The 21,287-nt window shown below is 68.3% G+C and carries 17 protein-coding genes; 11 read left to right on the top strand and 6 right to left on the bottom strand.

The window, feature by feature from the left end; all coding sequences use genetic code 11:
- Window positions 1-3: 3 nt before the first annotated feature.
- From ACWDUM_RS08390 to ACWDUM_RS08370, 5 genes are all read left to right on the top strand, one after another.
- Window positions 4-1,638 carry an FAD-dependent monooxygenase gene (locus ACWDUM_RS08390; RefSeq protein WP_450133608.1) on the top strand — a complete coding sequence of 545 codons (1,635 nt, stop codon included), beginning with the start codon at window positions 4-6 and terminating at the stop codon, window positions 1,636-1,638.
- Window positions 1,635-3,599 (top strand): flavin-containing monooxygenase, encoded by a 1,965-nt coding sequence (locus ACWDUM_RS08385; RefSeq protein ID WP_450133607.1) that lies wholly within the window; start codon window positions 1,635-1,637, stop codon window positions 3,597-3,599. Before ACWDUM_RS08390 ends, ACWDUM_RS08385 begins: the two co-directional genes overlap by 4 nt.
- Window positions 3,596-5,023 carry a carboxylesterase family protein gene (locus ACWDUM_RS08380; RefSeq protein ID WP_450133606.1) on the top strand — a complete coding sequence of 476 codons (1,428 nt, stop codon included), beginning with the start codon at window positions 3,596-3,598 and terminating at the stop codon, window positions 5,021-5,023. The genes ACWDUM_RS08385 and ACWDUM_RS08380 overlap by 4 nt, the downstream gene beginning before the upstream one ends.
- Window positions 5,024-5,093: 70 nt before the next feature.
- A complete protein-coding gene (locus ACWDUM_RS08375; protein ID WP_450133605.1) occupies window positions 5,094-5,732 on the top strand; it encodes a TetR/AcrR family transcriptional regulator in 639 nt (212 codons plus the stop codon).
- The gene (locus tag ACWDUM_RS08370; protein ID WP_450133604.1) at window positions 5,729-6,436 is read left to right on the top strand and encodes an SDR family oxidoreductase; all 708 of its coding nucleotides are present in this window, start codon (window positions 5,729-5,731) and stop codon (window positions 6,434-6,436) included. The genes ACWDUM_RS08375 and ACWDUM_RS08370 overlap by 4 nt, the downstream gene beginning before the upstream one ends.
- 46 nt (window positions 6,437-6,482) lie before the next feature.
- On the opposite strand, the gene ACWDUM_RS08365 is transcribed toward ACWDUM_RS08370, so the two are convergent.
- The 5 genes from ACWDUM_RS08365 to ACWDUM_RS08345 form a co-directional block, all read right to left on the bottom strand.
- Window positions 6,483-7,154 (bottom strand): GntR family transcriptional regulator, encoded by a 672-nt coding sequence (locus ACWDUM_RS08365; protein WP_450133603.1) that lies wholly within the window; start codon window positions 7,152-7,154, stop codon window positions 6,483-6,485.
- 49 nt (window positions 7,155-7,203) lie between these two features.
- On the bottom strand, window positions 7,204-8,337 hold the full coding sequence (locus tag ACWDUM_RS08360; protein ID WP_450133602.1) for an alpha/beta hydrolase: 1,134 nt from the start codon (window positions 8,335-8,337) through the stop codon (window positions 7,204-7,206).
- A gap of 164 nt (window positions 8,338-8,501) precedes the next feature.
- Window positions 8,502-9,293, bottom strand: coding sequence for an SDR family NAD(P)-dependent oxidoreductase (locus ACWDUM_RS08355; RefSeq protein ID WP_450113076.1), 792 nt, complete (start codon window positions 9,291-9,293; stop codon window positions 8,502-8,504).
- A 29-nt stretch (window positions 9,294-9,322) separates the two neighbouring features.
- Window positions 9,323-9,583: a hypothetical protein gene (locus ACWDUM_RS08350; RefSeq protein WP_450133601.1), complete on the bottom strand. Its 261-nt coding sequence runs from the start codon at window positions 9,581-9,583 to the stop codon at window positions 9,323-9,325.
- Window positions 9,564-10,718: a Rieske 2Fe-2S domain-containing protein gene (locus ACWDUM_RS08345; RefSeq protein ID WP_450113074.1), complete on the bottom strand. Its 1,155-nt coding sequence runs from the start codon at window positions 10,716-10,718 to the stop codon at window positions 9,564-9,566. The genes ACWDUM_RS08350 and ACWDUM_RS08345 overlap by 20 nt, the downstream gene beginning before the upstream one ends.
- 163 nt (window positions 10,719-10,881) lie before the next feature.
- On the opposite strand from ACWDUM_RS08345, the gene hsaA reads away from it, so the two are divergent.
- Window positions 10,882-12,048, top strand: a complete 1,167-nt coding sequence (gene hsaA, locus ACWDUM_RS08340) for a 3-hydroxy-9,10-secoandrosta-1,3,5(10)-triene-9,17-dione monooxygenase oxygenase subunit (protein WP_450133600.1) — start codon at window positions 10,882-10,884, stop codon at window positions 12,046-12,048.
- Between the two features lie 10 nt (window positions 12,049-12,058).
- On the opposite strand, the gene ACWDUM_RS08335 is transcribed toward hsaA, so the two are convergent.
- A complete protein-coding gene (locus ACWDUM_RS08335) occupies window positions 12,059-13,999 on the bottom strand; it encodes an acyl-CoA dehydrogenase family protein (protein WP_450133599.1) in 1,941 nt (646 codons plus the stop codon).
- A 242-nt stretch (window positions 14,000-14,241) separates the two neighbouring features.
- On the opposite strand from ACWDUM_RS08335, the gene ACWDUM_RS08330 reads away from it, so the two are divergent.
- The 5 genes from ACWDUM_RS08330 to ACWDUM_RS08310 all read left to right on the top strand — a co-directional run bounded on the left by ACWDUM_RS08330 (window position 14,242) and on the right by ACWDUM_RS08310 (window position 21,276).
- Entirely contained in the window at window positions 14,242-15,672 is a 1,431-nt protein-coding gene (locus ACWDUM_RS08330) for a DUF1254 domain-containing protein (protein ID WP_450133598.1), read from the top strand.
- Window positions 15,673-15,747: 75 nt separating this feature from the next.
- Window positions 15,748-16,674: a LysR substrate-binding domain-containing protein gene (locus ACWDUM_RS08325; RefSeq protein ID WP_450133597.1), complete on the top strand. Its 927-nt coding sequence runs from the start codon at window positions 15,748-15,750 to the stop codon at window positions 16,672-16,674.
- A gap of 147 nt (window positions 16,675-16,821) precedes the next feature.
- On the top strand, window positions 16,822-18,147 hold the full coding sequence (locus ACWDUM_RS08320; protein WP_450133596.1) for an MFS transporter: 1,326 nt from the start codon (window positions 16,822-16,824) through the stop codon (window positions 18,145-18,147).
- Between the two features lie 2 nt (window positions 18,148-18,149).
- Window positions 18,150-20,066: an FAD-dependent monooxygenase gene (locus ACWDUM_RS08315; RefSeq protein ID WP_450133595.1), complete on the top strand. Its 1,917-nt coding sequence runs from the start codon at window positions 18,150-18,152 to the stop codon at window positions 20,064-20,066.
- Window positions 20,059-21,276: an MFS transporter gene (locus ACWDUM_RS08310; RefSeq protein ID WP_450133594.1), complete on the top strand. Its 1,218-nt coding sequence runs from the start codon at window positions 20,059-20,061 to the stop codon at window positions 21,274-21,276. Before ACWDUM_RS08315 ends, ACWDUM_RS08310 begins: the two co-directional genes overlap by 8 nt.
- Window positions 21,277-21,287 lie beyond the last annotated feature (11 nt).

Here is a 21,287-nt window from a genome sequence, read left to right as displayed (position 1 = left end):
CGAATGAATATGCAGCAGAAGAATATTGATGCAGATGCGGTCATCGTCGGCGGTGGCCCCGTGGGGCTCACCCTTGCCCTGCTCCTCGCCGACGAGGGCGCCCGGGTTTCGGTGATCGAACCGATGACCGTACCCGGGGACCTGCCCCGTGCAATCAGCATCGCCGACGAGTCCTTCCGCATTCTCGACCGTCTGGGGCTGGCGGACGACCTCAAAGCCGAGTCCTATCTGGACACCGGCGCGCGCTACTTCGGCCTCGGCGACCGCATGCTCGCCCAGTCCAAGCCCGTTGCGTCCCGCACCGGACACCCCGCCAAGTCGCAGTTCGACCAACCCGTACTGGAACAGTTGTTGTGGGACAGGGCGGTCGAACACCCCGACATCGACTTTCGCATGGGCCAACGCGCGGTCGCGATCACCCAGGACGGCACCACCGTCACGGTAACCACCCGCTCCGAGGAAGGTGTCACCTCGACCGTCGTCGGATCGTGGCTGGCCGGCGCGGACGGAGGCCGCAGCTTCACCCGCGATGCCCTCGGCGTGCCCCTGGTCGGATCGACCCAGGAAGAACGCTGGGTGGTCATCGATCTGCTGAACACCACCCGCGCGAAACAGCCCTACGCCGAGTTCCACGGCAACGGCAGCCGGCCGTACGTCTACGTCCCCGGCATCAAGGGACGACTGCGTCTGGAATTCATGATGCTCCCCGGCGATGACGCCGAGGAGATCACCCGCCCGGACAAGATCCGCGAACTGGTCCTTCCGTTCCACCCACAGGTGACCCCGGAGGACATCCGGCGCGCAGTCGTCTACGTCGCCCACCGGAGGCTCGCCAAGACCTACCGGGTCGGACGGGCGTTCCTCGTCGGTGACGCCGGCCATCTCATGCCCCCGTTCTCGGGCCAGGGACTCAACGCCGGTCTGCGCGACGCGTCGAACCTGGCATGGAAACTGCGGGCCGTGCTCGACGGTGTCGGCACCGAGCGCCTTCTCGACAGCTACGAGTCCGAACGTCGCACCCACGCCAAGAAGATGGTGCGCATCTCGCACGTCACCGGCTCGATCGTCATGGCCCGCGGTGTCGCCGCCGTCGCCCGCGACGCCGTCTTCACCGTGGCTCGGTTGTTCCCGCCGGTCCACGCCTATCTGTCCTCCATGCGGTTCATCACCCCGCCGGACTATGCGAACGGTGTCGCCGTCAAGCCGGGACGTGAGGTGGACCGCAGCCTCGCAGAAGCCGTCGGCAAGGCCATGAGCCAGCCGACGGTCGAGACCGCCGAGGGCACCACCTCGCCCCTCGACGCGCATCTCGGCACCGGATGGGCGATCCTCGAACTCGGGACCGGTCGGGTCGCACGCGATCCGTTCTGGAACGGAGTTCCGCGCGTGCGCCTTCTCCCACGCGGCCACCACCGTGGCCCGGAGGAGGCAGGTCCCTGCGATCTGACCGATCTCAGCGGCGCGTTTGTCGACCCGACCCGCCCGCTCGGCGTGCCCCACGCCGTCGTCGTTCGCCCGGACCGCTACGTCGCGGCTGTGCTCACCGCTGCCGACGAGGCGCGGGTGGTCGCCGCACTACGGACCTACGTCGACTTCTCGCGCAGCGTCGACCGCTCCCGGAGGAAAGAGAGCAGATGAGCACTTCTGGTATCGACCGCTACGACGACCTGTTCTGGCGCGACGAGTACGAGCCGATCACCGAATCCGACGACTTCCTGCAGGAGATCGCTCACAAGGCCGATCTTCCCTCGCTGCTGGTGGCCATCGCCGCCGCAACCGGTGACACCACCATCCTCACCGAGGACCTGCGCCCACCGTTGACGCCCGTCGACACGATCGGACACCCTCACGGTGGCATGTCGGAGGCTCAGCAGCACAGGGCCCGCGAGCTCGTCGCGGAAGGGCTGCGCCGCATCCGCGACGAGCGGATCACGCGTGTCGACATGCTGTCCGATCCTGCCGTCGCCGATGTGCTTGGCTATCTCACCGGCGGCAACCCCGACTGGGTCGACTCGCTCAAGCACGAACTCGACCTGGCCGAGGACAAGGGCGCCGCTCCGGACTGGCGGTACGACGACATCGCCGCGGGACGCCGCTTCGAGGTGCTCATAGTCGGTGCGGGCGTCTCCGGTATCGCCGCCGGGCACCGCTTCCGTCAGGCCGGCGTGCCCTTCACGATGATCGACACCGCCGACCGGATGGGCGGCACGTGGCAGAAGAACCACTATCCCGGAGTGCGCCTGGACACACCGACTTTCGGATACTCCTACTCCTTCGCGCAGCGCGTCGACTGGCCCCACCAGTTCGCCGAGGGCGGGGAGATCGACGACTACCTGAGCACGGTCGCCGATCGCGCCGGGCTCACCGAGCTGATCGAGTTCGGTACCCGACTGGTGAGTGCACGCTGGGACGAAGCCGGCGAGTGGGTGGTGGTGACCAGCGACTCGCACGGCGTCGAACGCACCCGAACGTTCCAGGCGATCATCAGCGCGGTCGGGCAGTTGGATATTCCGAACATCCCAGACTTCCCCGGGGCCGAACGCTTCCGCGGTGTCACCATGCACTCGCAGGAGTGGGACGACTCCTACGATTGGCGTGGCAAGCGGGTCGCCGTCGTCGGTACCGGTGCCAGTGCCTATCAGATCGTGCCGGCGATCTACGACGAGGTGGCGTCGCTGACCGTCTTCCAGCGCAGCGCGCCGTGGATGCTTCCCGCGCCGACCTACCACGACAACCACTCGGAGGCGTTCGCCTGGCTGGTGCGCAAGGTGCCCTACTACGGGCAGTGGTACCGACTGTGGGTGATCACGCAGGGAACCCCGGGTCGGTTCCACACTGTTCGTGCCGAAAAAGACTGGCACGGTGTGTCATTGAGTGTTTCAGTGAAGAACCAGCAGGTGCGTGAGGAGCTGATCGCCCGGCTGACCGAGCAGTTCGAGGGCCGGCCGGACCTGCTGGAGATCGCGATCCCGTCCTACCCACCGGGAGCGAAGAGGATGCTGCGTGACAACGGTGTGTGGGCGAAAGCGTTGATGGCCGAACACACCCGGGTGTCGACGCACGGCATCGTGGAGTTGACCGAGACCGGTATTCGCACTGCCGACGGCGAGCATCACGAGGTCGACCTCATCATCTACGCAACCGGATTCAAGCCGTCGGACTATCTCGACGGTATCGAGGTGACCGGTCGCAGTGGGGCCGAGATCCACGAGTACTGGAAGGATGACGCTCGCGCCTACAACGGCATCACCGTGCCGGGCTACCCGAACTTCTTCATGCTGTACGGCCCCAATATCGGTGGTGTCGTCGCCGGCAGCCTGCACTTCATGCTCGAGCGCGCGGCGGAGTACTCGCTCGAGGCGGTTCGTGAGGTCCTCGAACGCGGCGTCAAGGCCCTCGACGTCACCCCCGAGGCGCTGGATCGTTTCGTGGAGTGGGTCGACCGAGAGAACCGCCAGATGGCGTGGGGCCAGCCCTACGTGCGTAGCTGGTACCAGAACAGTGTCGGCAGGGTCTCGCAGGTGTGGCCCTACACCAACGCCGAATACTGGAAGATCACCGAGCGCGTGGACCCGGACGACTACACCTTCCTGCCGTGACCTCCGTGAGTGCGAACATCAGGGAGTTCGCAGTCAGCAGCGGCGTTGTCCGCGCCGACGTCGCCGACGGGGTCATCGACGCCCGCGGTGTGCGGTACGGGGCGCGGCTCGACCCGGCCGATCGTGGTTCCGAGCTGGGGCCGCCGACCGTCGCACAGTCGCCGCCGACCGCATTCCCTCAGGTCAGTGGGGTGCTCGACGGGATCCTCGGACCGGCGCTCGCTGAACTGCCCCAGCACGAGGATGCCTTCTCGCTGCGGATCCAGGCACCTGTCGACGCCGTCGGCCTGCCGGTGCTGCTGTTCGTCCCCGGCGGCGGATTCACCACCGGCTCCGGCGAGTCACGCTGGTACGACGCTCATGATCTCGTCCGCAGCGGACGGATCGTGCTCGTCACGGTCAGCTATCGGATCGGTGCGCTCGGACATCTCTGCGGCGCCGGCGATGCCGCCGCCTCGGCCCGGCCCCTTCGAGATCTCGAGGGGGCGGCTCGCTGGGTGCGGGACAACATTGCCGCGTTCGGCGGCGATCCCGCCAATGTCACGATTGCCGGGGACTCCGCCGGTGCGTGGTACGCGCATGCGCTCAGCGTTCTGCCCGGTACCCGGGGGATGTTCGCCCGCACGCTGCTGGTCAGCGTCCCGCGCCTCGCACCGTTGTCCGCGGACGACCACGCGGCTCGGCGTGTGGCGTTCGCTTCGGCGCTGGCACCGGAGCGGATCGCCACTGCCCCAGTCGAGTCCGTTCTGGCAGCGCAGCGCGCCACGGTGCTGGGCTACCGCGGTGCGGGCTTCGCCTTTGCTCCGGCTGCCGGGCCCCAGGCACCCGGATGGCTGGGCGCGCCGAGGTCGAGCGCCGCCCACCTGCACACCTCCGCGCTGCTGGTGCTCACCACCGCCGACGAGTCTGCGGCATTCCTCAGGGCAAAACCCGCGGAGGAGTTCACACGGGCGGCACTGGAGGACTTCGTCACGCGCTCCTTTCGTGCGCCCGAATCGGTGCTCGAGCACACCGCCGGCCGGAAGTCCGGGTACGAGCAGGCTGTGGCCGCGATGACGTGGTGGCAATTCCAATCGGTGGCATACGATCTTGCGCAGTACGCGGCGGTTCCGACGCGACTGATGCGGCTCGGTGTGCGCAGTCCTCTGGAGCGGGCCCTGTCGCCGCACTGCTTCACGCTTCCGTTCCTCTTCGGGGATCGTCACGCTTGGCGGGACGCACCGATGATGGAGGGCCTCGATCGGGACGTCTTCGAGTGCGTGCGGGCGGCATTCCGGGACGCGATCGTCCCGTTCGTCCGTGACGGTGCCGGCACTGCTCCCGTGTGGCAGTCGGCGAGTCCGCGCCTCCTCGCGGTCGAGGAGAGCGGCGCTCGCACGGTTCCTGTTGATGACCTGGCCGTTATGGAGGCGAGCGACCGATAGGTTTGGTCGGTGCCGGGGCGGGACGATATTGAAGTATTTCGTAGTTTGTGAATGCGGTGAGGAGAGTGGAATGGCGAGACGTCGGATTCACCAATCGACCCCGGAGAACGAGCGGGCGATTCTCGAGGCGGCGTTGAGTCTCGCTGTCACGGCCGGTTACGAGGGCACCACGATGGCCGAGGTGGCCAGGCGGTCCGGGCTACCGATCGGCTCGGTCTACTGGCACTTCGAGAACAAGGAACAGCTCTTCGCCAAGCTCATCGAATTCTGTTTCGAGATCTGGAAGCAGGACCACACCGGTCCGACGAACCGTGACCTGTTGCGTCGCAGCATCGCTGGATCGGCGGGCGGTTCGGCCAACCCGGAGAACAAGGCCGAGGCGTTCTGGATCCTCGCCCTGATGTTCGCCTTGGAACGTCGTCTCGAGGACAACAAGGCGCGGCAGAAGTACCTCGAGGTCCGTAAGCAGATGTTCGAGTTGATGGTGCAGCGGGTGGAGCCGCAGATCCCGGCCGAGGTACTCGCCGCAGATCCGGAGTTCGGCCGCAAGATGGTCGTGCTCGGTCGTGCCCTCACCGACGGCTTCTACATCGCGGCGTGTGCCGGAGACGAAATCGACTTCGCCGAATTCGCCGATCTGTCGGCGTCCGCCGTCGAGGCGCTCATCGCGCGCCGCGCCGATGAACTGAGCAAGGACGAAAACTCATGACGCAGAGGGCAGCAGTTGTTGTCGCAGGTGGCTCGGGCATCGGTGCCGCCGTCGCCACGGAGTTGCACGAACACGGCTATCAGGTGGCGATCCTGTCGCCGTCCGGGCGCGGTCGCAAACTCGCCGAGGAACTCGGCGGTGTGGGACTTGACGGAACGAACCGCTCCGAGGACGACCTGCGGGCCGTCGTCGACTTGGCCTTGTCGGAGTTCGGCCGGATCGACACCGTGGTCAACAACTCGGGGCATGGCGCCACCGGTGGTGTGCTCGATCTGACCGACAGCGATTGGCAGGACGGCATGGAGGGCTACCTGCTCAATGTCGTCCGGATGGCCCGAGTGGTGACTCCCCATTTCCTCGAGGCCGGTGGTGGCAGCATCGTGAACATCTCCACCAGCTCGCCGTTCGAGCCGAACCCGCGGTATCCGGTGTCGGCGACATTCCGGGCCGGGCTCGCCTCGTTCACCAAGCTCTACTCCGACGAGTACGGGCCGTCGGGTATTCGCATGAACAACGTCCTTCCGGGGTGGACCGTCGCCGACCCCTCCGCGGTCGCACCCGAGTGGACCCAGCGCATCCCGCTGCGCAGGGCTGCCAGCACGCAGGAGATTGCTTGTACCGTGCGCTTCCTCGCCGGCGAGGAGTCGAGCTACATCACCGGACAGAACATTCGCGTCGACGGCGGGGTCACCCGCAGCGTCTGAAGTTCGTCCCGGTCGACCGTGTCCGGGTGGTTGCGCTCTCGCGGGATCAGCCGAGCGACTGTGCGATGACCCTTGTCGTGCTCGTGTAGTGCTCGCGCAACAGCTTCTCGGCGGTTGCCGCGTCACGAGCGAGCACGGCCTCGAGGATCTCCCGGTGCTCCGCTTCGATATCGCGTGATTCTGCAGCCTGCGAGGGTGCAGTCCACTGCCGGTAAAGAACGGTGGCATCGGCGAGCGTTGCCGCCAGGTCGGTAAGTGCCGAGACGCGGCACGGTTCCAGAATCTTTGCATGGAAGTCCTGGTGGGCCTCGAGCCACTCAGGGCTGATGTGATGCGGATCGTCGACTCTGCGGCGAGGCGTTCGCTCCAGCCTGTGGTGAGCGCCGATCAACTCCGATTCCCACGCGAGGCTCCCCCGCTCGATGGCGAGACCAACGCCGAACCCCTCGATCCGGCAGCGCAGTTCGGTGAGGTCCTGGAGTTCATCAAGCGTCAACTGAGCGACGAAGAAGCCGTGATTGGGAACGAAGGAGACGAGCTGCTCGCCAGCGAGCCTGGTGAGGGCCTCGCGCATCACGGTGGTGCTGGCGTCGTATCGCTTGGAGAGCTCGCCGACCTGAAGTCTTCTTCCGGGTTCCCACTTCCCGCTCAGGAGGTCGGCGCGCAAGGCCTCCCGTATTTGCGTGCTGAGTGAAGCCCATTTGTCTGTACGCGCCATGCAGACAATATACCGATCCCCACAGAAAACATTATCTGGTCGTCTTCCCTCAGGGGTTGCTCAGCCCCAGCGAGCGCGCCAGCGTTGGCCACGTGTCCGGTAGCTGGTCCTTCCAATAGGGCCAGGCGTGCACGCCGGTGGGTTCGTAGCGGAACGTCGCGGGAATGCCGAGTTCCTTCAACCGTGATTGCAGGCGCCGGGTGCACGTGTTCGACGCCGCCTCGATGGGGCCGCCGAGGAGCACGCGGTCCGTGAGGACGCTGTCCGCATCCTCGTGCCGTCCGGGAACACCGGTCATCGCCGAGGCGTAGATCTCCATGCCACGCAACCCTTCCGCGCCGAGCACCGAATCGTGCGCCACCCATCCCGGCCCGCCGATCTCGCCCCAGATGTTCGCCGGGTCCCCGCCGCGGGACGAGATCGTCTCGAGCACGCTGAGGCGGCCGACGTCGTCCATCGTGGAATAGCAGCCGCTGAGCACCGCGATTCCGCGGTACATGCCGGGATGGCGGTGAGCGAGCATCATCGCGCCCTGCGCGCCCATCGAGACGCCGAGCAGCGACTTGACGCCGTTGGTCTTCAGTCGGGCGTCCATCAGCGGGGGCAGTTCCTCGGTGATGAACGTTTCCCACTTGTGCAGTCCGACAGTGGGATCGGTCTGCTCCCAGTCGGAGTAGAGGCTCGCCACACCGCCGTTCGTCAGTACGACGTTGACGTTCTTGTCGGCGAAGAACTCTCGGGCACCGCCGAGGTCCCGCAGGCCGCTGTAACCCTCGGGCGCGTCGACGCCTTCCAGGGCGTAGATGGTCGGCCGGGGCTCCGAATCATCCTTCGGTAGAAGCACTTCCACACCGACCTCGCGGCGCAGTGCGGGGGAGGCGACGATGTACCGGACGTACTGCTCGGACCGGCTGCTCTCCCGGACGATCGTGGGGGTGGTGATGTCGTCGCGCAGCTCGGGCGGGGCCGGAGGCTGCTGCTGCAGTGGCCCCGGGATCGTCGATCCGGTGCTGACGCTGCCGCCGTCGGAGCTGGCGGCGCTGCCCCCGCCGCCGCTACCCGTGTCGGGCACGGCACCGGACGGTCCGACAGGTACTGCCACCAGCGCGGCGAGGGACACGCCGAGCGCCCCGACGCGGAGGGCGTGGCGCTGCCAGGCACGGATCGGTCCGGCACGGAACATCGGTTCTCCCTCGGCGGTCGCTGGGCGGGTGCGCCGAACCTACCGCGCGCGGCGACCGTTGCCGGGGCGAATGGTCGAAATGTCAACGACCCGACGAGAAACGGCGGTGGCCGCACCCCGGGGTAGGGGTGCGGCCACCGCCGTGAACAGGCGTTTTCGCGGTTCTACTTGCGATTGAGCAGCTTGCGCATGGTCTCCGCGGCACCCTTGACGAGCTTGTCGCGGGGGAAGCCGGCGCGCTTGACGGCGCCCTGGTAGTTGCCGCCGGCGACCCACACCGGGCCGTCGGTGAGGTGCTCGAGACCCTCGCGGGCGGCGTCCTCGGGCTCCTGGACGATCATGCCGGGAACGTCGAAGTTCAGTCCGGCACGGATCATCGCGGGGGTGCGGGTGACGCCGAGGACCAGCTCGACGACGTGCACGCCGTGCGGCTCGAGCTCGAGCCACAGGCTCTCCGCGAACACCCGGCTGAACGCCTTCGACGCCGCGTAGATGCTCTGGTGCTCGGAGCCCATGTAGCCGGCCAGCGAGCCGAGCAGCATGATGCCGCCGCGGCCGCGCTCCTTCATCAGTGCGCCGAAGTGGTGCGAGAGCTCGAGCTGCTTGGTGATGTTCAGGTCGATCACGCCGCGGAAGCCGTCGAGATCGCCGGTGACGAACTCGTGCCCGTAGGAGTTGGCGCCCGCGTTGAAGATCAGCAGCCCGACTTCGACGTCGTCGGTGACGGCGCGGATCTGGGTGAGGGCGTCCGCGGCGAGAAGGTCCAGGGACAGGGTGCGGACCTCGACGCCGTGCGAGCGCACCTTCTCCGCGGTCTCCTCGAGGGGGCCCGGCTTACGGGCGATCAGCACGAGGTTGAAGCCCGCACCGGCGAGCTCGTCCGCGAACGCCGCGCCGACGCCCTCGGAGCCGCCGGCGATGACGGCCCACGGGCCGTACTGGTTGATGTCGATCATGAAGGATCCTGTCGTCGATTCAGGCGATGTCAGTGTGCCACTTGGGGCGTCGGGACGGGGTCCTCGTTGGTGATGGAGAGACGTCCGTCGAGCGCGGCGCGCTGGATGGACGCGGCAAGCGCCTCGCAGCGCATCACCGGCGCACCGGGCCGGCCCTCGCGGCCGGTCCACTCGTGGATCTCCCGGCAGGTGTCCTGCGCGGTCTCGGTCCACTGCACGGCGGTGTGTTCCCAGCTGTGCTTGAGGACCTGCACGCAGGCCCCGCAGGCGTCACACTCCAGCGGCTGCATTCTCGCGGGCCCTTTCGAGGTTCGCCTCGACCTCCTTCTGCCAGGAGGCGACGGCCTTGGTGGTGTCCATCTCGTGCTCGAAGCGGTCGACCATCTCGGTGGTGACGTCGGCACGGTCCACGTAGAACTGGTCGTACCAGCGGCGCAGCTGGTAGACCGGGCCGTCCTCCTCGCACAGCAGCGGGTTCTCGATCCGGGTCTTGTTCTTCCAGATCTCGATGTCCTGCTCGAAGCCCCTGGCGATGAACTCGCCGAACTTCTGCGCCGTCTCCAGCGCCTTGTCACCGAGGACCGGCGACTTCTTGACGATCATGCCGTACATCAGCACGAACTTGTCCGGCGAGACCGGGTAGTGGCAGTTGATGAGGATCGACTCCACGTCGTAGCCCTCGTACTGGTAGGCCAGGTCGTCGATCATGAACGACGGGCCGAAGTAGGAGGCGTCCGAGCGGCTGCCGAGCATCTTCGGGGTGTTCGCGGCGTGAGGACGCATGTCTTCGCGGGCCACGCCGCGCATGAACTGGCTGGCGACCTGACCCTCGAAGACGTTCTTGAAGAACGTCGGGAACGAGTAGTGCACGTAGAAGAAGTGCGCCATGTCGACGATGTTGTCGACGATCTCGCGGCAGTTGGTGTCGACCTCGGTCGTGTACCAGACCCATTCGGTCCACTCGTCGCTGAGCGCGCCCTCGATGCGAGGGATGTACATGTCCTCTTCGGTCGGCGCCTTGCCCTCGGGGTCGTGCCAGATGAACAGCATGCCGTCCTGGTCGAGGGTCGTCCAGGCGCGGGTGCGGGCGAGCGGGGGCACGCGACGGGCGTAGGGGATCGACGTGCACTTGCCCTTGCCGCCCCAGCGCCAGTCGTGGAAGGGGCAGGCGATCGAGTCGCCCTTGACGGTGCCCTGGCTCAGGTCGCCGCCCATGTGCCTGCAGTAGGCGTCGAGGGCGCTGAGCTTGCCCTCGCTGTCCGCGAAGACGACGAGCTTGGTGCCGAAGGCCTCGACGCTGTGCGGCTTGCCGTCGCGGAAGCTCTCGGAGAGTCCGAGGCAGTGCCAGCCGCGGGCGAACCTCGTCGGCGCGGCCCCGGCCTCGATCACGCGAACTTCGTCGTGCGCGGACTGCGTGCTGGTCACGGTTCATCCTTCCCGTCGGGCGGTGCCGCCTCCGGGCGACACGATTGATGACTTCGGACGCTAACGACGCCGGTAATCGGGCACCCGCGGGGATCTCACTGGCCGGGACCGTTGGCCGTGCGCCGGACGATTCGACGTAGGACGAGCCGATAACATTGGTCAAATGGACAACGAGGTACTCGGTCGGGTGCGGGAGTTGCTCCCCACCATCGCGGAACGGGCTCGCGCCACGGAGGATGCCCGCCGGGTGCCGGACGAGACGATCGCGGCACTGGTCGAGACCGGGGTGTTCCGCATGCTGCAACCGACCCGGTACGGCGGCTTCGAGTCCGACCCGGTGCATTTCTACGAGACGGTTCGCGCGATCGCCGGGGCGTGTGGCTCCACCGGATGGGTCACCGCGGTGCTCGGCGTGCACCCGTGGCACCTGGCCCTGTTCGAGGACGAGGCGCAGGCCGCCGTGTGGGGCGAGGACCCCGACGTGCTGATCGCGTCGTCGTACGCCCCGGTCGGCACCATGGTGCGGGTCGAGGGCGGCTACGAGGTCATGGGCTGCTGGCGGTTCTCGTCCGGGGTGGACCACTGCGGGTGGGCGCTGCTCGGGGGCATGCTCGTCGACGACCGTGGCGACCCGATCGACAACACCACGATGCTTCTGCCGCGGTCGGACTACCAGATCCGCGACGTCTGGGATTCCGTCGGGCTCCGCGGCACCGGCAGCAACGAGATCTTCGTGGAACGGGCGTTCGTGCCCGACCACCGGGTGATGCGCAACTACGAGTTCTCCCAGCTGCGAGGCCCCGGACAGAAGGTGAACACGGGACCGCTGTACCGGATCCCGTTCGCGACGGTGTTCACCTCCACGATCGCCGCCCCGGTGCTCGGCGTCGTCTACGGCTGCTACGAGGAGTTCCTGGCGCGGATGCGGGACCGGGTGCGGCTGAGCCTCGGCGGCGGGCGGTTCGCGGAGGACCAATTCGCGCAGGTGGGCATCGCCCGTGCCTCGTCGGAGATCGACGCATCGATCCTGCAGATGGACCGCAATGTGCGCGCATTGATGGACGTGGCGTCGGCCGGCGCCGAGATACCGATGCAGATGCGGCTTCGGGCCCGCCGCGACCAGGTGATGGGTACCGAACGGGCCCTCGACGCCATCGACCGGCTGTTCAAGATGTCCGGTGGCAACTCCCTCGACGCAGGCAACCCGGTCGAGCGGGCGTGGCGGGACGCGCACGCGGGCGGCGTGCACGTCGCCAACGACCTCGAACGGGCGTTGAGCCTCTACGGGCGCGGCGCGTTCGGGCTGCCGGTCGAGGACAACATGATCTGACCGGTCCGGGTCACGTTTCGACCGGGGCGTTCGCGAACCGGCGGGCCAGGTTCGGTTCGGTCGACGGTCCCGGCGACCAGGACGCGATCCACGGTCCGGTGCCCTCACTCTGGTCCAGCACCCCGGCTTCGAGCCAGGTGTGCTCGCCGCCGAGGATGTTGCCTGCCACGCGATGGTCGAGTTCGTCGGTGTTCTCCCACAGGCCGGCGAAGAGGCGGTCGATGCGCAGCCGGGACTGCTGGCAGAACGCGTCGGCCAGCTCGATCGCACTCGCGCCGCGGGCCGGATCGCGCGAGCGTTCCATGTCCGCACGCACGCAGGCCGCGGACATCGCGAACAGCTCGGCGCCGATGTCGACGACCCGGCCGAGGAACACCTGGTGCTTCTCCATACCGGCCTGCCAGCGGGCCATCCCGTAGAAGGTGGACCGCGCGAGCTTGCGCGCGTTGCGCTCGACGAATCTCAAATGTGTTGCCAGCGTGTCGAACTCGCTGTACGAGTTGGGCAGTTGGCCCTTGCCGGACACCAGGTGTGGCAGCCACTTGGCGTAGAAGCCGCTGGCCCCCAGTGCCGCCTTCGCCTTGTGCTGCATGTCGGCCTTGGGGTCGGCGAGGTCGCCGGCGGCGCTCAGGTGCGCGTCGACGGCCTCCCGCGCGATCAGCAGTCGCATGATCTCGCTCGAGCCCTCGAAGATCCGGTTGATCCGCAGATCCCGCAGCAATTGCTCGGCGGGCACGGCGCGTTCCCCGCGGGCGGCCAGCGACTCCGCGGTCTCGTAACCGCGGCCGCCGCGGATCTGGATCAGCTCGTCGGCGATCCGGCAGGCCATCTCGCTGGCCCACAGCTTCGCCAGCGCGGCCTCGATGCGGATGTCGTTGCGGCCCTCGTCGGCCATCTGGCCCGACAATTCCAGCGTCGCCTCCAGCGCGAAGGTGGTGGCCGCGATGAAGGAGAGTTTTGCCGCGACCGCGCCGTGCTCGCCGACCCGACGACCCCACTGCACGCGCTCCGCGGACCATTCGCGGGCGATCTTCAGTGACCACTTCCCGGCGGCGGTGCACATCGCGGGAAGCGCGAGCCGCCCCGCGTTCAGGGTGGTCAGCGCGATCTTGAGGCCGTCGCCCTCACGTCCGATCAGGTTCTCGGCGGGTACCCGCACCCGGTGCAGCCGGGTGACACCGTTCTCGATGCCGCGCAGGCCCATGAAGGCGTTGCGGCGCTCGACGGTGATGCCGGGGGAGTCGGCCTCGACCACGAACGCGCTGATCCCGCCGCGGTGATTGTCACTGCGCGGCACCCGCGCCATCACCACCAGCAGTTCGGCGACCACCCCGTTCGTGGTCCAGAGCTTGACGCCGTCGATCTCGTACGCGGTCCCGTCCTCGGTCGGGGTGGCCGTCGAGGCCATCCGTGCCGGGTCCGATCCGACGTCCGGTTCGGTGAGCAGGAATGCGGACAGTGCGCCCTGCGCGCAGCGCGGCAGGAATCTCCGCTTCTGTTCGTCGGTACCGGCCAGTTTGAGCGGCTCGGGAACACCGATCGACTGGTGGGCGGACAGCAGTGCGCCGAGGCTCGGGTGCACCGATCCGACCAGCATCAGCACCCGGTTGTAGGCCACCTGGGACAGCCCGAGACCGCCGTACTCCTCGGGGATCTTCAGGCCGAAGCAGCCCAGCTCGGCGAAGCCGCGGACGTAGTCGTCGGGGATCACCGCGTCGCGCTCGATCACCGATCCGTCCAGGCCCTCGCAGTAGTCGCGGAGTTTCACGAGAAACCGCTCGGTGCGGGCGCCCTCCTCCGGGGTGGGGTGGGGGAACGGGTGCACCAGGTCGAGCCGGAACCGGCCGAGGAACAGTTCCTTGGCGAACGAGGGTTTCTCCCACCCGCTCTCGCGGGCCTCCTCGGCGACCGCGCGTGCCTGTTCCTCGCTGACCTGGGCCGATGACACCATGATCCCCTCCTCGACGGGAACATCGCTGAAAGCCTACTGGCGAGTATTCCCCTCGCTGCGCGTTTGCGGTAGCCCTCCCGGCGAGTCCTTGTCGCCCGGCCTCGGGTCGGAAGGGCCCACCGGTACGGGGCGCTGCGCCGGCCGCCGGGGTCGGCTCACCCCCTGTGGATGAGGTGACCGGTGCCGGCGTGTACCTAGCGTCGGGTATCGAAACCCACGCATCCGCACCACAGGGAGATCATGTGAACGACGCAGGTGACGCCCTCGCGCAGGCCCTCGCCGGGATCGGCGTGCCCGACCGGGTCCGGACGCCGATCGGGACGTTCGAATTCTTCGACGGGGTCCCACTGCCCGAGACCACGAGCAGGCTGTACGACGGGCTCGACTTCCTGCGCGGCGTCGAAGTCTTCCTGAACGCCGTGCCGGGCGCCTCGCTCGTCGCGATGCGGCGCGGTTTTCGCAGCGTGGGCATCGACGGCCTGAGCACGCTCGCCTACACCGACCCGCGGGCCAACTCGGGCAGCTACTTCCTGACGCCGAACACCGAGACCACCTACGCCACGATGTTCCTCGATCTGCGCGACGGACCGGTGGTCGTCGAGCCGCCCATCGAATCACTCTGTGTGGTCGACGATTTCTGGTTCCGCTACGTCGCCGACATGGGCATCGCCGGGCCGGACAAGGGTAAGGGCGGCAAGTATCTCTTCCTTCCGCCCGACTACGAGGGCGACGAGCCGGACGGCTACTTCGTCCACCGCACGCCCACCTTCACCAACTGGGCCGTCTTCCGGGCGCTGGGCGGGGTCGAGGCGATCAAGCAGACCCGCGTCTACCGGCTCGCCGACGCCGCGAACCCGCCCGCCATGAACTTCGTCAACGTCGCCGACAAGAAGTTCAACACGGTGCACGCGAACGACTTCTCCTTCTTCGAGGAGATCGACGAACTGGTCCAGGAGGAGCCCGCGGAGTCGCTCGATCCCGAACGAGCGGGCCAGCTCGCGGCGATCGGTATCAGGCACGGCGGTCGCTTCGCCCCGGACGACCGGCTGCGCGGAATCCTGGACACCGCGGCCCGGACCGCCGCCGGTATCAGCCGGGCGCTCGTCTACTTCCCCCGCGACCCGGACAGCTTCGTGAGCGCGGGCTCCTCGTGGAAGCAGGCGTTCGTCGGTGGCAGCTACGAGTTCCTGCACAACCACGCCCGGCTACTGGACGCGCGGACCCAGTTCCACTACTTCGCCACCGTGATCACCCCGGCGATGGCGCACGCGCAGATCGGCGCCGGGTCCGCGTACGCCTACACGGCCGAGGACTCACAGGGGCGGATCCTCGACGGCGGCAAGTTCTACCGCCTCACCCTGCCGCCGAACCCGCCCGCGAAGAACTTCTGGTCGGTGGACCTGTACGACACCCAGACGAGATCACTGATCCAGACCGACAACCCCTATCCGAGCCTGACGAGCCTGAGCGGGACCGTCGAGCCCGAAGCCGATGGTTCGACCGTCCTGTGGTTCGGGCCGACACCGCCCCCCGGCCGGGAGGCGAACTGGATCCGCACGCTCCCGAACAAGAGCTGGTTCCCGATGCTCCGGCTCTATGGACCCCTGCAACCCTGGTTCGACGGGTCGTGGCTGCCGGGCGAACTCGTGGAGGTCGAGCCGGAGCGGGGCTGAACGCCCGAGCATCCCGAGTTGCCGCCGCGCCGGCCGTTCCGGCGGGGTGCGAGAATCGGTGGCCGGGAGGTGACGATGACCAGCGCGGCGCGGCCCCCGGCCTACACGATGAGGCAGTTGTTCGTGTTCGTCGCGGTGGCGGAGACCGGCACGATCCGGGAGGCAGCCGAACGGCTGCACGTGTCCCAGTCGGCCGTCTCGCTCGCCGTCACCGAACTCGAACGCGGGCTGCGCGCCCAACTGTGTGTTCGCCGACGCGCGCACGGCGTCCAGCTGACCCCGACCGGCGAGCGGGTCCTGCTGCGGGCGCGGGCCCTGCTGGAGCAGGCCGGTGACCTCGAGGCCGCCGCGGCGGGGGCGGAAGGTGAGCTGACCGGACCGCTGGCGATCGGGTGCTACTCCTCGCTGGGGCCGACGCTGCTGCCGCGGCTGCTCTACGAGTTCAGCGAGCAGCACCCGAGGGTGGGCGTCGACTTCGTCGAGGACAACCAGGACCGCCTGACCCGCCGGCTGACGTCGGGGGAGCTGGACCTCGCGATCGTCTACGACCTCGATCTGTCGCCGGAGTTGCGCCGCGTCCGGATGGACACCCGCCGGCCCGCGATCCTGCTCCCTCCGGGGCATCGGCTTGCCGACCGGCCGGTGCTCGAGCTCGCCGAGCTCGCCGAGGAGCCGATGGTGCTGCTCGACGCGCCGCCCAGCTCGTTCCACGCGCTGCAGATGTGCAGCCAAGCCGGCTTCACCCCGCGAATCCGATACCGGCCCAAGAACTTCGAAACCGCGCGCGCACTCGTCGGCCGCGGTCTGGGTTGGACCCTGCTGATCCAGCGTCCCCAGTTCGACGTCACCTACGAGGGTCTCGAGTTGGCGGTCCGGCCCGAGGTCAACCCGCCGATCGACCCCGTGGACATCCTGCTGGTGTGGTCGCAGGACGCGCTCCTCAGCCGGGCGGCGCGCGCATTCGTCCAGTTCGCGGCGGACGGCGAGTCCGTTCCGTTCTGAACCACAGGATTTCTGCATTTCCATCCCGACTTCTTGCGCTTTTCACGCGATGTGATCCAGGTCAAGATGTCCTGCAGGCCGGTTATCGGCACGCGTGCAGTTTGGGCTCGTCCGGTGTGCGCATCAAGAGTTGAAAGGCACCGAACCATGACTGCAACCATGGCCGCGGCTCCGCCGCGGGAGTTGCACGACAAGGCCCGCAAGGCCGCGTTGGGCAGCTTCGTCGGCACCGCGATCGAGTGGTACGACTTCTTCATCTACGGCACCGCCGCCGCGCTGGTACTCGGACACCAGTTCTTCCCGAACTCGTCGGACCTCGCAGGCACCTTGGCGTCGTTCGCGACCCTGGCCGTCGGATTCATCGCGCGTCCCATCGGTGGCGTCGTCATGGGGCACTTCGGTGACCGTGTCGGCCGCAAGTCGATGCTCGTCATCTCGCTGCTGCTCATGGGCTTCGCGACCGTCGGCATCGGTGTGCTTCCCAACTACGACGCGATCGGCGTCCTCGCCCCGATCCTGCTGGTGACGCTGCGCTTCATCCAGGGCCTCGGCGTGGGCGGCGAGTGGGGCGGCGCTGTGCTCGTCGCCACCGAGAACGCCCCCGAGGGCCGCAAGGGTCTCTACGGCGCCGCACCCCAGATCGGCGTGCCCGCGGGTGTCCTCCTCGCGAACCTCGTCTACCTGCCGCTGACCGCGTTCATGAGCGACGAGACGTTCAAGGCGTGGGGCTGGCGCATCCCGTTCCTGCTGAGCGCCGTCCTCGTCCTGGTCGCGATGTGGATCCGCCTCGGGCTCGAGGAGAGCAACGAGTTCCAGAAGTCCAAGGATCAGGAGCAGTCGTCCAAGCTGCCGATCATGGAGGTCCTCACCAAGCACTGGAAGACGGTCCTGCTTGCCGGTGGCACGTTCATCGCGACCAACGGAATCGCCTACGCCTACATGGTCTACGTGCTCAAGTACGGCGAGACCGAACTCGGCTTCAGCAAGACCACGATGCTGTTCCTGCTGATCGGGTCCTGCCCGTTCTGGATGGCGGGCATGGCCTTCAGCGCGTGGAAGTCCGATACGCTCGGCCGCCGCACCGTCTACGTCCGCAGCTCGATCGCGCTGGTGATCGCCGCCGCCGTGTTCTTCCCGCTGATGGACACCGCCGTCCTGCCGGTCATGGCCGCCGCGATGATCGGTCTCGGCTTCATCCTCGGCTGCTGCGCCGGCCCGCAGTCCGCGCTGTTCGCGGAACTGTTCCCGCCTGCGATCCGGTACTCCGGGGCTTCGCTCGGCTACCAGGTCGGAGCCATCCTCGGTGGTGGCCTGGCGCCGATCGTCGCCACAGCGCTGTTCGCCGGCTTCGGCACCTCGCTCGCGATCACCGGCTACTTCGTGCTGATCGCCCTGATCAGTCTCGCCAGCATCCTCGTGCTGAAGGTCCCCGGCGCCCAGCCCTCCCGTCCGATCGAGCAGGAAGCGGTCTGAGCATGTCGACCTACTACCAGCCCAGCAAGTACCCGGCATCGGACTTCGCGTCGATGACTCCCACCGACGAGGCCCTCCCTGTCGTGGTGGTCGGCGCCGGCCCCGTCGGCATGGCCGTCGCCCTGGGTCTCGCGCAGCGGGGCATCCCGGTCACGATCCTCGAAGCGGCCGACCAGGTTTCGTTCGGCAGCCGCGCGATCTGCATCTCCCGGCACAGCCTCGAGGCCGCCGCGCGCCTCGGCTTCGGTGCGGAGCTCGAGAAGATCGTGCTGCCGTGGGTCGGTGGCCGCAGCTTCTACCGGGACGAGCAGGTGCTGCATTTCCAGATGCGCAACGCCGATCACGACGTCCGCCCGCCCATGATCAACGTCTCCCAGTCGGAGTTCGAGCAGATCATGGTCGACACGATCGAGGCCAACCCGCTCATCACGCTGCACTGGTCCGCGAGCATCGCGGGTGTGCTGCGCGCCGGCGACGAGGTCACTCTCGAGGTCGACTGCGCGGCAGGCACGCGCCACCTGCGCGCCCGCTGGGTCGTGGCCGCCGACGGTGGCCGCAGCCGCATGCGCGAGCTCGCCGGACTGCGCCTGCAGGGCAACAACTACGACGGCCGCTACGTCATCGCCGACATCCACTGGGAGTCGGAACTGCCTGCCGAGCGCATGGTCTGGTTCGATCCGCCGAGCAACCCCGGCTCGACGATCATCATGCACAAGCAGCCGAAGAACATCTGGCGCATCGACTACCAGCTGGATCCGTCCGAGGACGCCGAGATCGAGACGCAGGAAGATCGCATCCGCGATCGCATCACCAAGCACCTCGAGTGGCTCCAGAACGACCTGCCGTGGACGCTCGAGTGGCACGGCTTCTACAGCGCCCGCGCGCTCGCGCTCGAGAACTTCACCCACGGCCGGATCCTGTTCGCCGGCGACGCGGCGCACCTCGTGCCGATCTTCGGTGTCCGCGGCCTCAACTCGGGCATGGAGGACGCCGAGACCCTCGCCTGGCAGTTGGCGGCGGTGATCCACGGGAACGCAGACGCCGCACTGCTGCAGGCGTATTCGGTGGAACGCCACGACGCATGGCGGCAGAACGTCGCGAACGCCGGCAAGAGCACGCTGATCATGTCGCCCGGCAGCCACGGCTACCTCACGACGCGTGACGCGATCCTCGCCCTGTCGGTGACCCGCCCCGAGTTCAGCCACCTCATCAACCCGCGTCAGTCCAGCGCCACCAACGCGCGGATCTCGCCGCTCACGTGGCCGACCCCGGCCGACGCCTCGGGTGTCGCTGCGGGCGACCCGGTCGAGGATCGCCGGGTGACCACCGCCGACGGTGTCGAGACGTCGCTGAACGTGCTGCGCGGCACCGGGTTCGCGGTGCTCGGCGTCAACGTCGACGCCGCCGCCCTCGCGGCCGCCGCCGCCACGCTCGCAAGTGCGCTCGCGCCGGAGTCGGTGCGTGCCATTCTCGTCGGCGCCGACGCATCCGCGTCCTCCGTCGCGGTCCTGCCGGACGCGGACGGGCAGGTTGCCGCGGCGCTCGGCGCCCGTGACGGCGAGATCTTCGTCATCCGCCCCGACGGCGTGCTGCTGTGCCGCATCGACGGTGTCGACCGCATCGACGACGTCGCGCGGCACCTCGGCCAGGGCGATGCCCCGGCCGGCGCGTCCGCCGCCGTGGACAGCGGACCGCAGATCGATCCGGCCGAACTGCGCCGCGAGAACGTGTGGATGGGCCTGTCCGACGCACTCGACCAGGTCGCAGAATCGGACCGCGAGGGCTTCCTGGCGCGCCTCGCGCTCGTGCTCGGATCGCAGGTCGGGCAGCGTGAGTTCGAGGAAGCCGTCGCGGCTGCCGCGGATCCGTCGCTCACCGTCCCAGCGGACGAGAACACGGGTGCCACCATCGGTGCCTGAGAAGTCCTCCACGATCGGGGCCGCACGGCGCACGCCGGCGGCCCCGACCGCGTCTTCGTGGGGCGTCGTCGCGGTTGCGTTGAGCGCGGGCGTGCTGGCCGCGAGTCAGGTCGGCAAGGTCATCGTCGCGCTGCCGGTGGTGCGGGACGACCTCGGGATGAGCCTGACAACGTCGGCGGTGCTGCTCTCGTCCTACACGTTCGTCGGCGCCCTGATGGGCAGTGCCGCAGGACGATACGTCGACCGGTGGGGACGACGGCGGATGCTCGCGCTCGCGCTGGTCGTCCTGGCGGCCGGCGCCGCCCTGGGCGCAGTCTGTCCCGCGACACCCGTCCTGCTGTTCTCCCGGATCCTCGAGGGGCTCGGCTTCATGGGCGTGGCGGTGTCGGCTCCGGCGCTCATCACCTCCGCCACAGGGGAGGGGCACCGACGCCTGGCTCTCGGTGTGTGGGGGATCTACATGCCGCTCGGCCAGTTCGTCGCGATCCTCGCCGGGCCGGCGGCGATCGGCGCGATCGGGTGGCGCGGGCTGTGGGCGGTGAACGCCGCGGCGCTGCTCGCCTGCGCGGCACTGGTTCTCGCGGTCGTGCCAACCCCGGCTGCGGCATCGGGGGCGCCCGCGGTCACGAAATCCGCACCGGTCTGGCGCAACTCGGCCGCGATGCTCCTTGCGATCGCGTTCGGGACCTACTCGTTGCAGTATCTCGCGGTTATCGGCTTCCTGCCCACGATGTACGCCGCCGGCGGATGGGCGGACACGTCGGCCGCGGTGCTGACAGCGCTGGTGGTGCTCGGCAACATCGTCGGCAACGTCAGCGCCGGGCTGTTGCTGCACCGGGGCGCGCGGCCCGGAACGCTCATCGCGGTCGCGGCGTCATCGATGGGCCTGGCCGCCGTCGTGGTCTACGCGGGCTGGGCGCCGTTCGCGTTGTCCTACGCGGCCGCGGTGTCTTTCGCCCTGCTCGGTGGTCACCTTCCGGCCGCGGTGTTCGCGGCGGTGCCCGCGGCCGCGACCGGACCGAGCGAGATCGGTCCGGTCAATGGGCTGGTGGTGCAGATGTCGAACTTGGGCTCGATCGTGGGCCCGCCTGCGGTCGCGTTCGTCGCCACACACGTGGGTGGTTGGGCGATGAGTCCGCTGGTGCTGGGTACCGCCGCTGCGGTGTGTCTCGCCGCCGGTGTCGCGGTGCGTGTCAGGGATTCTCGCTGACCCGCACCGCA

It is taken from the genome of Rhodococcus sp. NPDC003322 (assembly GCF_053589555.1).
This window is presented reverse-complemented; position numbering and strand designations above follow the sequence as displayed.